Annotated in this window: 11 protein-coding genes; 3 read left to right on the forward strand and 8 right to left on the reverse strand. The window is 39.0% G+C overall.

The window, feature by feature from the left end:
* Window positions 1-26: 26 nt before the first annotated feature.
* Window positions 27-1,187 carry a glycoside hydrolase family 27 protein gene (locus AC1TPB_RS18635; RefSeq protein ID WP_482077908.1) on the forward strand — a complete coding sequence of 387 codons (1,161 nt, stop codon included), beginning with the start codon at window positions 27-29 and terminating at the stop codon, window positions 1,185-1,187.
* Between the two features lie 210 nt (window positions 1,188-1,397).
* On the opposite strand, the gene AC1TPB_RS18640 is transcribed toward AC1TPB_RS18635, so the two are convergent.
* Both AC1TPB_RS18640 and AC1TPB_RS18645 read right to left on the reverse strand, forming a co-directional pair.
* The gene (locus AC1TPB_RS18640) at window positions 1,398-2,129 is read right to left on the reverse strand and encodes an AraC family transcriptional regulator (protein WP_482077909.1); all 732 of its coding nucleotides are present in this window, start codon (window positions 2,127-2,129) and stop codon (window positions 1,398-1,400) included.
* A 46-nt stretch (window positions 2,130-2,175) separates the two neighbouring features.
* Window positions 2,176-3,096 carry an AraC family transcriptional regulator gene (locus AC1TPB_RS18645; RefSeq protein ID WP_482077910.1) on the reverse strand — a complete coding sequence of 307 codons (921 nt, stop codon included), beginning with the start codon at window positions 3,094-3,096 and terminating at the stop codon, window positions 2,176-2,178.
* Between the two features lie 127 nt (window positions 3,097-3,223).
* On the opposite strand from AC1TPB_RS18645, the gene AC1TPB_RS18650 reads away from it, so the two are divergent.
* Together AC1TPB_RS18650 and AC1TPB_RS18655 are read left to right on the forward strand one after the other, a co-directional pair.
* A complete protein-coding gene (locus AC1TPB_RS18650) occupies window positions 3,224-4,111 on the forward strand; it encodes a sugar phosphate isomerase/epimerase family protein (RefSeq protein ID WP_482077911.1) in 888 nt (295 codons plus the stop codon).
* Between the two features lie 16 nt (window positions 4,112-4,127).
* Complete coding sequence (locus tag AC1TPB_RS18655) at window positions 4,128-5,168, forward strand: Gfo/Idh/MocA family protein (protein WP_482077912.1); 1,041 nt, start codon at window positions 4,128-4,130, stop codon at window positions 5,166-5,168.
* Between the two features lie 110 nt (window positions 5,169-5,278).
* On the opposite strand, the gene AC1TPB_RS18660 is transcribed toward AC1TPB_RS18655, so the two are convergent.
* The 6 genes from AC1TPB_RS18660 to AC1TPB_RS18685 all read right to left on the reverse strand — a co-directional run bounded on the left by AC1TPB_RS18660 (window position 5,279) and on the right by AC1TPB_RS18685 (window position 14,022).
* Window positions 5,279-9,076, reverse strand: coding sequence for an endo-1,4-beta-xylanase (locus AC1TPB_RS18660; RefSeq protein WP_482077913.1), 3,798 nt, complete (start codon window positions 9,074-9,076; stop codon window positions 5,279-5,281).
* 321 nt (window positions 9,077-9,397) lie between these two features.
* Window positions 9,398-11,032 carry a response regulator transcription factor gene (locus AC1TPB_RS18665; RefSeq protein WP_482077914.1) on the reverse strand — a complete coding sequence of 545 codons (1,635 nt, stop codon included), beginning with the start codon at window positions 11,030-11,032 and terminating at the stop codon, window positions 9,398-9,400.
* Between the two features lie 330 nt (window positions 11,033-11,362).
* Entirely contained in the window at window positions 11,363-12,319 is a 957-nt protein-coding gene (locus AC1TPB_RS18670; protein WP_482077915.1) for a 3'-5' exoribonuclease YhaM family protein, read from the reverse strand.
* Window positions 12,320-12,488: 169 nt separating this feature from the next.
* Complete coding sequence (locus tag AC1TPB_RS18675; RefSeq protein WP_482062225.1) at window positions 12,489-12,785, reverse strand: hypothetical protein; 297 nt, start codon at window positions 12,783-12,785, stop codon at window positions 12,489-12,491.
* Window positions 12,786-12,981: 196 nt separating this feature from the next.
* Window positions 12,982-13,140, reverse strand: coding sequence for a hypothetical protein (locus AC1TPB_RS18680; protein WP_482062224.1), 159 nt, complete (start codon window positions 13,138-13,140; stop codon window positions 12,982-12,984).
* Window positions 13,141-13,242: 102 nt separating this feature from the next.
* On the reverse strand, window positions 13,243-14,022 hold the full coding sequence (locus tag AC1TPB_RS18685; RefSeq protein WP_482077916.1) for a formate/nitrite transporter family protein: 780 nt from the start codon (window positions 14,020-14,022) through the stop codon (window positions 13,243-13,245).
* Between the last annotated feature and the right edge of the window lie 19 nt (window positions 14,023-14,041).

Raw genomic sequence — 14,041 nt, forward strand, 5'->3', positions numbered from 1 at the left:
ACCACACGAAAAAGGATGATTTTGAGATGAACAATAATAAGCAGCTTGGCCTGCTCCCTGCACTTGGTTGGAATTCATGGAACACTTTCACTTGGGATATTAATGAACAATTAATCCGTGAAATCGCTGATTTATTCGTATCTGAGGGTTATAAAGATGCAGGATATGAATATGTTGTTATTGATGATTGCTGGAGCTTGAAGGAGCGTGATGAGCAAGGTAATTTAGTCGCTGATCCTGAGAAGTTTCCTAGTGGCATGAAAGCACTCGCCGACTATATTCATTCCAAAGGCTTAAAGTTTGGGATGTACTCCTGTGTAGGAACCCACACATGTGCTGGATATCCTGGCAGCTTTGAGCATGAATTTCAGGATGCTAAGAAGTTCGCCGAATGGGGAGTAGATTACTTGAAATATGACTATTGCTTCAAGCCTCGTCATATTTCTGGTGAGTTGCTTTATAAGCGCATGAGTCTAGCACTTAAAAACTGCGGTAGAGAGATTCTTTTTTCTGCTTGTAACTGGGGAGAAGACAATGTCTATCACTGGATTCGCGAATCAGGTGCTCATATGTATCGCTCTACTGGAGATATTCGTGATAACTGGATTTCTATAAAGGAGCTAGCCATTTCACAGCTAGACAAGGAGTGCTATACAGGTTCATTCTGTCATAACGATATGGATATGCTTATTGTTGGCATGTATGGTGGTAGCAACGACAACTATATCGGAAAAATAGGTGGCTGTAGTGATATTGAGTATAAAACTCATTTCTCTATATGGAGTATGATGGGTTCTCCACTAATGATCGGTAGTGATATCCGTAAGGCAACGCCAGCTACAAAAAATATATTGCTTAATAAAGATCTGCTCGCGATAAATCAGGATTTGGAGGCACGTGGGGCTTACCGTATCAAGCCAGAACCACAGTGGTTTCATGATAACGAAGTATTTATGCTTGTAAAGGTACTTACTGATGGCGACGTAGCAATCGGCTTTTTCAATCTAAGTGATAGCCAACGAGAGATTTCTTTGCTGTTTTGGGATATCGGCTTGCCATATGCTTCAAACTTTTCATTGTCATTGTATGATTGCTGGGAGCATAAGGAACTAGGAGTCTTCAAAGAACGCTTCTCCCCTACCGTACCAGCACATGATTGCCTCGTTATTAGAGCAAGGCTAGTGTAGACATGAACAGCACGAGATGTTGCTCTAGCTGTAGAGTACCACTTATTACCGATGACGTTGCCATTTATCTGAAGCTAGTCTCTATTAAAGCGAAGGACTTTCTGTGCATCAATTGCTTAGGAGAAAAGCTCAATTGTGGACGCGAGCCAATTGAGCGATTAATTCAATATTATCGTGCGTCTGGTAAATGTGTTCTGTTTCGTTAATTCCTTACTTGTGCCGATGCAACAACATATACTCTGATGGAGTATATGTTGTTGCATTTTTAAATACCTTTGAAAAATATAGAGGGTCACTGTAGCCTACGGAATAGGCTACTGATTTTATTGATAAACCTTCATTCTTTAACAGCTCACTTGCACGCTGAATACGAACCTTCGTGATATAATGTAATACTGACATACTTGTTGCCTTCTTAAATAAGCGAAACAAATAACTTCGTTCAATATTCATATGCTCCACAATAGTAGTAACCGTTAAAGAAGGCTTCCAATAATGATGCTCAATATACTCCCTCGCTAATCTTACATAATCGGTATCGACTAAGTTAGCTTCCGACGGGAAAAATTCTATATAATACGAAAGCAACAAACGAATCTTTGCATCAGATCGTATTTGTTCATATGCCTTTAACTCGCCATATAAACTCACATCATAAAAAGATGTCATATTTTGCGGGGCTGCCTTAGTAACAGGATAATTTAGCTTCAGGGTAGTTAAAGCTAATAGCTGCGGCACTTCACTCCCTTTAAATTCATGCCATACATATTCCCAAGGATCTAGTGGATCAGGGTAATAATAAATTTGTATGTGCGGAAATATAATAAAGCTCTCTCCAGCGATAAGTTTGAATTTACGCTGACCAATTTCATAATAGCCTTGCCCGCTTATAATATAATGCAATGCATAAATATCCCTTACACCAGGCCCCCATTGATGCATATTACATGGCTTATAGCCGCTACTAACGTAACTTAAAACTCTTTCGTTATGTAACTGACGAATATTCCCCTCCCCTTTCATTAAACCTTCGCACATCAGAAGGTGTGATCCCCTTGTACTGTTTATATAGCTTTGTAAAATAGTTCGCGTTCTCACAACCAACTTGAGTAGCAATTTCACCTATTGTCGCCTGACTACTAATTAATAGACGTTCCGCTTCACTTACCCGGCAGACGTTAACATATTCAATAAAAGTTCTCCCTGTTAGCTTTTTGAATTGTTTGCAGAAATAATACTGATCAAGACCTACTATCATTGCTGCCTGCTTAACAGATAATTTCTCAGTATAATGCTCTTTCACATAATCAATTAATTGCTTAAAATGATCTCGATTCGCAAAATATGGCTCTCTCTCTATAGCAATAGGTTGAAGCCTACTATAATACCGAGCAAGCTTAATAAACCAAGCATAGAGCTTCGCTTTTACAATGAGCTGATAACCTATTTCTTTATTAAGAAATTCCTTTGTTATTTCATCTAGCTCCATCTTATAATGACTATCCCACTCTTCGAATCGTGAAATTAGTAGTGGAAAATGTGCTTTTCCTTCCAAGTACATCGATAATAGTTGAACATGAATTGGATCGTTCATCCACTCGTTAAACAGCGCTGGGTTGAATACAATACAATCCATCTCAAAATCTTCATCCGATTGTGAATAGCCTACATGCAAACTTCCTCCAGGTACAAGTAGTACATCCCCTGCTGTAACTTCAATCGGACGACTATCTATATGAAAAACTGCCTGACCTTTACGTACAATAATCAATTCCAGATGGACATGCCAGTGCAAATAAAGGATACAATCTCCCTTTTTAATGTTACGAGCTCGATTTGGAAATATTTGAATAGGATATGCTTTTTGCGTAAGTCTTGTATCTTCCCATAATTCCTTCGGATAACTCATCTGCGCTGGAACACCTCCACAATATAAGACTAATTTCCGCCAATATCGGATAACGCAACCTAGTAAAAACTGATCTATAATAGGGTTGCTATCAATAATATATGACAATATTGGAGTGATAACAAGTATGGAACAGTCAATTCGTATTGGAACGCTAGTTAATGGTGGTAACGCAGATCTTGTCATTCCACAAATTGTAGGTCATGGCTTTGAATCGTTCAATCCTACATTTTGGCAGACAACAGGCGAAACAGATCTGAAAGAGCTTGCTAAGCGCATTCGTGCCCTTTCTGATGAGCACGGTTTTGTTATTTCAGCTGTAAGCGTATTCGGAAATCCACTTACTGGAGCCGGCGACAACTCCGATACTTTAGCAAGCTGGGAAAGATTAATTGATCATGCTCACTTGTTCGGAGCAAATATTGTTTCTGGATTTACAGGTCGCATTACAGATCGTCCGATAGATGAATCTATTCCAAGATTCAAAGAAGTTTTTGGAGAACTTACTAGACGTGCAGCGGATAAAGGGGTGCGTATTGCATTCGAAAACTGTGATATGGGCGGAACTTGGGAGCGTGGCGACTGGAATATTGCTCATAATCCAACTGCTTGGGAGCTAATATTCAACGCTGTACCAGAAGACAATATCGGGCTAGAGTGGGAACCCTGTCATCAAATGGTTAGCTTAATTGATCCGATTCCGCAATTAAGAAAATGGATAGATAAAGTATTTCATGTTCACGGTAAAGATGCCACGATTGCATGGGATATTGTCAAAGAACATGGAGTTCACGGTCCGCAGCCGTTCGTATGGCATCGTACTCCGGGCTTTGGTGATAGCAACTGGTCGGATATTATTACAATTTTGCGCCAGCACGGCTATAAGGGCTCAATCGACATCGAAGGCTGGCATGACCCCGTTTACAAGGATGAGCTAGAAATGACTGGACAAGTGCATGCACTTAACTATTTGAAATCTTGCCGAGGCGGACAGTATGTGCCTAACCCAATCTAGAGGAGGATGAATCAATATGGCAAGCTATAACGTAATTATTGCAGGCTGTGGCAATATGGCTAACGCATGGGCTGATTATGTATTAACTCGTGAGGATACAACAATTGTAGCACTTGTAGATATTTTCCCAGAAGCAGCGAAAGGCTTTGCTGAACGTAAAAACATTGATTGTCCGATATTTATAGACATTGGTGAGGCGATTCAAGCGACTGGAGCTAATCTTGTGCTAGATATTACGATCCCTGCTAGTCATTATGACATTGCCTCAACTGCGATGAAACTTGGCTGTAATGTACTCGCTGAGAAGCCTCTTGCAGAAACGATAGACCAATGTACCGAGTTAGTCTCCATGGCAGCCGAATACGGTAAAACGCATGCGATTATGCAAAACCGTAGATTTGACCCAAGAATACGTTCGCTTCGTAACTTAATTACAGATAATACGATTGGCAAGGTTGGTTTTGCGAGCGCTGACTTCTTTATCGGCGCACATTTCGGAGGATTCCGAGATGCTATGGAAAGTCCATTGTTACTTGATATGGCGATTCATACGTTCGATCAGGCACGTATGATTTTAGGAGCAGACCCTGTTTCCGTCTACTGTCATGAGTTCAATCCGCATGGCTCTTGGTATGCAGGTAATGCAATGGCACTATGCATATTTGAAATGTCTGATGGCTCTGTGTTCGATTATCGCGGCTCATGGTGCGCAGAAGGTGCTCCTACCTCATGGGAAGCAGCATGGCGAATTATTGGTGACAAAGGAACAGCAATATGGGACGGACATGGTGTTCCATATGCTGATATCATTAAGTCCGAGTCACAACAAGGCAAGTTTATGTATGAGTATGATCGTGTGAAAGCTGAGGAAATTGAAATGCCGCTAACATTCCATGCGGGCTGCCTTGAAGATATGTTTTTAGCGCTATCTGAAGGACGTAAGCCTGAAACAGATAGCAGTGACAATATTTATAGTATGGCGATGGTCATGGCTGCTGTTGAAAGTGCGCGTGTTGGAGCTAAGGTAGATATCAAACGCTTTATTAATAAAAACTAGAGTTGACTACTCTTAATCGTACAACAAAAAGAAGCCCTCCCTATAATGGTAGTTTGAAACTTCCATATTATAAGAGTGACTTCTTTTTTCGTGTAACTAATCTCAGATATTTATTGAAGCTCCAGCAAATTATAAAGCAATAATACAGCCTCTGCACGTGTAGCGGCATCTCTAGGTGCAAAATTGTTATTTAACTTACCTTTGATTAATCCCGACTCTTTCAGTTTAGATATTGCTTCCTCTGCATATTGTGGGATTATTGCGCTGTCAGCAAACTCCCCACCATTATTTTGCTTAGGCAATACAACACCCGCTAAAGTTAATGCCCGATATAGCATGACTGACATATCTTGACGAGTAATAAAAGTGCCAACTCCGAATTGACCATTAGTCATCCCTTGTACGATACTATAATGTGCAGCAATAGCAACAGACTTCTCATAATAAGAATTCTGCGCAATATCACTAAAGGAATGACTAGCCTCTTCTGATTCTAGCTCCAAAGCTTGAATGAGTAAGTAAATAAATTGTTCCCTTGTTATTGGACTAGACGGCTCAAAAGTCGTCTCCGTTATACCATTAACAATATCTCTTGCCGCTAATGATTCAATGGCAGTACGAGCCCAATCGACACGCTCCAAATCAGTAAACTGAGCGGATACAGATCGTATCATATATTGACCAGTTGGCTGTGCTCGGAAGACAACTTGCTGTAAGTTAGCAATGTAGCGAGCATTTTTAATAACTTTCAACTGGCCATCTTTGTCAATCATATATACAACGATTTGTCCTGGCTTATCATTAGATTTCAGTGTGTATGGATACGATACAAGCATCGTTTCATTATTAGCAAACTTATTTACTTGTTGGCCGCCTACCGTTATTGCGACAGCGATTGTATTACCGTTTCCATTGTTACGCACTGTTTCTAATAAATCCACATCCGCAATCTTACTTATTGAAATAGTAGCTTCCTTGTTACTATCATTGGATAATACAGAGATAGGCAGTTCAACATCCGCTATACTAGTTGCCACTTTAATAAATTTGATACCAGATGTAATCGCTTTTTGTAGCTGTGTCCCTGTTAAAGTTATCGTAAGATCATCAGCCGTTTCAACTTGCAAAGTAAGCGTATTACCTTCTACATTATTAATCGATGCATTAAACTTCTCGTCAGAGTAGCTAATACGTTTCGTTCCATTTTCAATATCTTTTGGAGTTGTTTCCCCCGATATTGATGGCTTTGGTGATGGCTTTGGTGTTGGGATAGGCCCTTGTTCACCGTTATCACCCTCTAATAATCTCAATATACCAAACCCAGATGTATCAGCCCAAGAGTTTCCTGTAGCATCATTCCATATTGCAACGCTATCACGTATACCACTGTCATTTTCATCATTATTCACTTGTACATCAAAGCCAATGACGTCTTTTGCTTGTGGAGCTGTTCCATTCCAAGCAATGGCTGCTTCGACAATATACCCCTCCGTAGTTAATCTAGTTGCAGAAACTAAATTATCTGTCAAAGAAACTGGACTTACACTTTGTTCATTGTCAAAGTTAATCCGATATTGACCATCATCCAATTGGTATGTTGTCGTTTTTCCATTATTCTGATCAATAAAGATTTCGAATGAATCCTGTTCCCATACATTCGGACTACGCTTTGAAATAAGAGAATCTTTGACCTCAGCTAGAACGTATAAGTAATCGTCATCCCATAATGTTCTTACTTTTGCTGTAGATCCACTTGTTCCAGTTACCCAACGATCTGTTGTTATTTCATTTGTATTGCTCCATACCGCATCTATCTCTCCATCCACCTTAACCGTTCCTCGTACTGCAGCCGTATCACGTGGTCCTTTTTGGAGACTAACAACTCCAAATCTAGCTGGATCAGAATCCTGTTCATTATACTCATCATTCCAAGAAACGCTCGTTATACCTTCGGCAGTGCCATCATTAATTCGGATATCGAAGCCGATCTCTTTACCAATTGCTGCAGCTTCCATTGGGATCGATGCCTCAAGTCGATAGCCTGTAGCCGTCTCAACTATTTGATAACCATTTTCAGGTGAATATCTTTCTTCAACACGCTGATATAAGTATTTCCTATCATCAGCTTCAAACGTGTCCGTTTTCCCATTATCTCCATCAATGAAGATTTCAATCGAATCGCTGGCATGCAATGTTTGATCAAAAACATCGACCATCACGTACAAATTATTCGCATCCCATAATGTGCTAAACTGTGCTGATACAGCTTCCTCACCCTGTACAGAGACGAGCCTCGCTAAATCCCATACCGCTTCCCTATTACCGTCTATACTTACAGTCGCAGCAGATGCATTCGTATACTTTGTTTCCGGCGGTGTTTTACTCGGGTCAACTAATGCCCAGTAAGCAAGTTTAGCCTGAAGCCCCTCATCAAATAGCAATGGCCAGTTATTACGCGGAACGGGGAAGGTACGAAGCCAAGAATTCATATCATCCTTGCCCCAGAAAATAACTGCAGTAATTTGATCTGAGTGCTTTTTGAACACTTCAAAAATTTCTCGATAACGGTTTGCTTGTTTAATTTGTAGATCGAGAGGAAGTGTCTCATACGCTTGTGAATCACTTGTATAAATACTCATATCTAGTTCTGTAATTTGCTGCTCAATACCAAGATCTCGGAACGCTCCGATCATATCGTCTAATGCCTGTATACTTGGATTTTGAATACTAATATGAGTTTGGTGACCTACACCATCAATTGGAACTCCTTTACCTTGTAATCGTTTAATTAAATTGTATAAATCTTGTCTCTTTTCAGGTTGATCAGTATTGTAATCATTAATATACAGCTTAGCCTCCGGATCTGCTGCATGCGCAAACTCAAATGCTTTCTCGATAAATTCTTCACCTGCTATCTGATACCAAAGACTATTACGCAAGCCATTTGGTTTTTTATCACCAGGCTCGAGCACTTCATTGACGACATCCCATGCATAAATTTTCCCTTTATATCGGCCAACAACCTCATTAATATGTCGTTCCATTCGTTCATATAGTACTTCCTTGCTTACTAACTCCCCCTTGTCATCATAAAACACCCAATCTGGAGTTTGAGCATGCCAAATCAGTGTGTGACCACGAGATTTTATGCCATTATCAACTGAAAAATCTATAATTTTATCTGAACGTGTGAAATCAAATTGTTCTTCTATAGGCTCAGTCGCATCCCATTTCAACTCATTACCTGCTGTCAGACTATTAAAATGCTTTTTCAAGAGCTGAGCTTCCGGTCCTAGTAGATCTTCGATTTCATTAACAAGCAACGAAGTTCCCAGTAAGAAATCATCTGCAAATACGTCCTTAAGAGACGGTATATCTTCTTGTATTTCAATTGGAACTGGAGCAGCAATACGTTCTATAACAACATCATCCATATAAAATTCTAGTGTCGGATTTTCGAAAGATTCTAAGTATACTCCAATATTCTCAATCGGATTAATTAAATGATATTGACCTGATAGTTTCACCCAAGTACTATCTGTTACCGTTTTGGACATTACATTTTCATAATAATCTATGCTCGCTGTCGTCCTTTGAAGCATTAACGAAACAGATGAAGGTTGTGATCCTTCTGGCAAACGAACCCAAGCAGATATTTCATAGTTTGCACCTTGCTCCATAACAGTCGTTAAATTGTATGAAGGACCATTCCAACCAGCCGTTCTGCCCGTTACCTGAAGACCATAATTGCCGCTGTAGGCTGCAGCAGCGTTAGCAGTTAACTGTTCAACACCACCACGACCAACCCAGCCTTGACTCGTTCCATCCTCAAAATCAAATGTAACGGTTAACGATTCTGCACTCACTTGCGCGGGCATAACACCATTTACACCCAGTACCAATATCATGATCAAAGCCAACATTACTAAACTACTTTTCCGTAAACCCTTCATAATAGATCACTACACCTCTCACCATCATATTTTTTCGTATAATACGTAAGCCATTCATGTAGCTCTGCGCTGTCTTATCGAATAACCACCAATAGTATAGCGCTTACAAAATTGTTGAGTAACCTTACAATAGCTGGTTATATACCCTAGTAAATATAGTTATCGTCGAATGATCGAATAAGTGAATCCTGTCCTTCACGGAAAAAAGAGTATAATTAGCCTCAGTTTAAAGGCAAACTATACTCTACTTATAAATTACAACAATACTTCATTATATTAACGCTCCACAATGATCGAATCTCGGTACTCCTGCGGGGTCATTCCTGTCGTTTTTTTGAAAAATCTTGTAAATGAATGTGCCGCTTCATAGCCAACTAGCAAAGCAACATCGCGCACCTTTAATTCACTATTACATAATAGCTCCTTAGCCTTTTTTGCCCGGCATTCATCAATATATTCGGAAAGTTTAACACCATGCTCCTGTTTAAAAAAGCGTGATAAATAGGATGGATTGAAGTAATACATTTCTGCTAAACGAACGAGCGACAGATCCTCACTAAGACTCTCTTGAATAAACTTACATATTTTATCAATTATTAAAGTTGACCGATCCCGTTCATCGATACTTTTCAGCTTAAAAATCCGCTCTCCTAGCAATTTCAAATATTGAAAGGCTTCTTGGATCGAGGTATGCTCGTCAAAGCGCATTAATTTACTATAATCACCGATACTAGATTGCAAACCAAAGCGATTAATACAAGACAGCAGCATTAACGCAATCGAATAATATGTTTCAATTGAGCGATGAACGGAATCATTGATTTGCAAAATAGGCTGTACAGTCTCTTCAAAGCATTCAAAAAACTGATCAGATCTCCCCGCATCTAAATGTGCATTGAGAATTTCCACTCTCGGTCCAAGTCGAAAACTTTCATTTAAATTTGATGTCATCTTCTGCTCATTGCGATCAATTTGAATTAATGAGACTCCATCACCAATCTTCATCTTCTGCAACTGTCTAAGCCGTTCATACTGATTAGACAGTTCGCCCCATGCGCATGTACGACCACTTATAGTAAATGAAATTGAGATGCCAAGTGATTCTAAGCATGCTCGCTGGATTAATTCTAAAGTTCCTTCTAAATATTTAATTAAATGATTGCTAAATTTTTCATCAGCATGTTCTGAGGTTTGAAGCAGCCATAATAGATCACCATGTTTATCAACTAGAGTAACGCTATGTATCTGCTCCCCCATAAATGAATTCCAAATGGCCCTTGTTAACGAAAACATTTCACTTTTTTCAACATAAACTGCTTCAAAGGAATATGATAAATGACCGAGTGCTAACACAACAGGAGCTTTAGCATCTAAATCTATATTCAATCCTTCAAACTCTAGCATTAATGAATCTTGATGTTTATCATTGACTTGGCTGTCATGTAGAAAATGTCTGAAATATTCCCCCTGCTCCATAAATCTTAACGTATCTATCTGTTTTTGTGATTGTTGTATTAAATTATACATTTGATTTTCAGTATTGATCTCTTGAATAACTTCCTGCACCGTTTGAGTGACTTTCGAGTAGCCTTCCGTTTTCAATAAATATCTAACATTCGACTTTTGAATTGCTTGATATGCATATTCGAACTCACTATAGCCTGTCAAAAAAATGATTCTACATCTAGGCCAAAATGTTCGGATCTCTTCCATCAATTCCAAACCGCTCATACCAGGCATACGTATATCGGTAAGTACGATATCAACTCTTGTTCGTGATAACCAATTCAGCGCTTCTTTTGCTGAGTAGGCTTTACATATATCTAATTCATCTGACATAACTTGATTAAACACTTCGTACAATGCTTCTGTAATTATTTCTTCATCATCTACAATAAGTAGTCTGTACATTCGAATTCTACTCCTTCTGCTTAATAAGCAGTCACGGTAAGTCATTGTCTACTTATAACTTTATTACCTGCTATATTGAGCTTACACCAAACGAAAAACGGTAAGCGTTTACAATTAGATGGAAAGTAAATGATAAAACGATTCGGATAGAACATAACTATTATATGTAATGTTCCAATGTAAAGCAACGTCCATTTATTGATTTTATTATCTTTCTTTTACTTGTTACAGAAAAACAGAATACCTTACCTCGAAATACAAGGTGAGATATCCTGTTCTAATGAGCGGATTACAAATTTGGCATATAAACTACCATACCATTATTTAAAATCAAAATTTCATACGATACATTGCTTTATTTTCTAAACCTCTTATCATCGGAGTCCACTCTTCAGTATGAGACATTGTATCGAGTGCATCCTCAGCCATTTGGAGCTTTGCATCTAGTGCATCGATGTGATGCAATGCTACTGCCTCGGCCATTTGAGGCTGTACCGGGCTTCCCCACTCTCCCAAATTATGATGAGAAAGCACCAAATGCTGTAGACTAATCACTTTATTAGAATCTAGACTAATATTGCACCGAATTGCCGCCTCTACAATCCAGTTAGAAGCCATAGAAATATGTCCAATTAAATTCCCTTGGTTGCTATATTCAGTTACGATCCCTAGCTCCGCATTCATTTCCTCAGGCTTGGCAATATCGTGAAGGATAATGCCAGCTTTAATAAGATCAATATTCAAAAATGGACGCTGACGAGCTATAAACTCCCCGAGTTCTAGCATTCTAACGATATGATAAGCAAGCCCTGCAAAATAAGCATGGTGATATGTTTTGGCAGCCGGGTAATGCATTAACTTATCCTCTACTTTTGCAACGCAAAACGATACGATTTGTCTGATCTCCTCATCGGTAATACTATTCATTACCTGCTTAATAGTATGAATAAGATCAATCGGACGTATAGGAGCGGACCGTATGAAATCGGTTATAGCTACTTGATCTTCATCCGTTACTTTACGAATTTTAATAATTTTCACTTGTAATCTTTCACGATAGGTTTGAGCTAAACCTTGGATTTTCACCAATCCCATTGGGAAAAATGTTTCTTTATCGGTTGCTGTAGCCTCCCAGTATTTTGCTGATATTTGCCCGCTAGCATCGCATAATACGATATCAAAATAATCTTTAGCTGGCGTATTATTCGTTTTTTTAATGTCTAACTCTCTCAGCAAATAAAAACCTACAAATTCCTCATTGGGTGTCAACTGATTAATAAGTGTCATGAGACCCTCCTGCATTTGTATTCTAATCCTATTAAGTTCTACTTTAATACATTATTAATATTGCTGCAAATCTATATGGACATAACAACAGAATACCTTACCTCGAAAAACGAGGTGAGATATCCTGTTTATTAGATTAGATCTTTTTCAGTGGCTTCCGTGAAACACCTCATTCGACCCCATCTTCAAAGTGTTTGTGATGATGCTTATCACCCTTATGCTTGAGATCATCAATTGTTTCTTCTAGTGTAGAAATCACTTGTTCTTTCATTTGCCTTACTGTTTCATAGAACACAATTTCTTGATCTCCAACTGGCTTGATGCCGGCAAGTGCTTGTGCAGAAACAAATCTGCGGTGATAATTTTCGAACTGTTCTAGTGAGCTAATTACATGTTTGGCATATAGAGCGATGTCTTTGTTTTGACTTGGAATTTCAGTCTGCAATTTTTCGATTCGATTCATCATGATAATCATCCTCTCTCTGCAACGCTTATGAGGTTAGCTGACGGATTCGGGCTGTGAAATCATTGATAATTTGAATGATACTCTCGACTCTCGAAAATGTAAACAACTAATTTAAATTGATAAAAAACGTACAAATCCCATTTACAGGATGTTGTACGTTTAGCTATTATTGGGCCAACTCATTATTCATAAAGCATTAATCGGGGGCACGATTGGCCTTTTCATTTCCACTTTTAGCTTTACCTTGAATTTCTGGAACAGGTGCAATATCGTTTTTCGGGAAGTTCTGCTTTTTATTACTTTCAGTACTTATGTTTTCACTTGGATCTGGACGCTTCATCCCTGCTTTGGCCATGATTATCACCTCATCATTAATATGCCAACTGTCTAGAATTTTATGCATTCAATGAGCCTGTGAGGTGAGTTTATTGTCTGTCTATACTATAAAGTTTTGAAGCTACAATTTTCGTACAGGTGAAATTTTCCAATAGGCCAAGCCTACGAATAATATACCTCCGACCATATTTCCAAGTGTGACAGGTAGCATATTATGCAGCCAGCCAGCTAAATTGATTGCTTCAGGATGATTAGGCAATAGCATTGCAACACTTAAAAGCGTCATATTTGCTACACTGTGCTCATATCCACTGCCAATAAAGGCAAATAAGCACCACCAAATCGCGAACATTTTAGCTCCTTCACTTTTCAAGCGCATACTCATCCATATCGCTAGACAAACTAACCAATTACAAAGTATCCCTCTGAAAAACAATTCGCTAAATGGTGCCGTCATCTTTTTGGCAGCAGAACTGAAAATCAAATGATCAGCTGGTGCAGCATTAAATATTCCTGTCGCTTTTACAAGTAAGGCAAGAATAATCGCTCCTAGCAAATTTCCGATAAATACAATGAGCCAATTTGACAACGTATCCTTTATCGTTGTTTTCCCCGATAAAGTACTAACAGTAAATATCATATTGTTTCCAGTGAACAATTCTGCCCCAGCAATAATAACTAAGGTCAGTGCGATCCCGAAACTTGCTCCCATAATGAGCGACTGGTATGGTGAGCCCGCTTGTGCTAATGGTGCTCCAACTGAAAATATAAGTATAATTCCTAATCCAATATAGGCTCCAGCTAGTAATGTTGCAATAAAATAACCGAGCGGCTGCTGCTTCATATAATCACGCTTAACCGCACCTGCTTCTGCAATCGTTTCAACGTTTTGTTTGTACAATGATAGCTCTCCTTTACGC

It is taken from the genome of Paenibacillus sp. Y951, assembly GCF_056786395.1.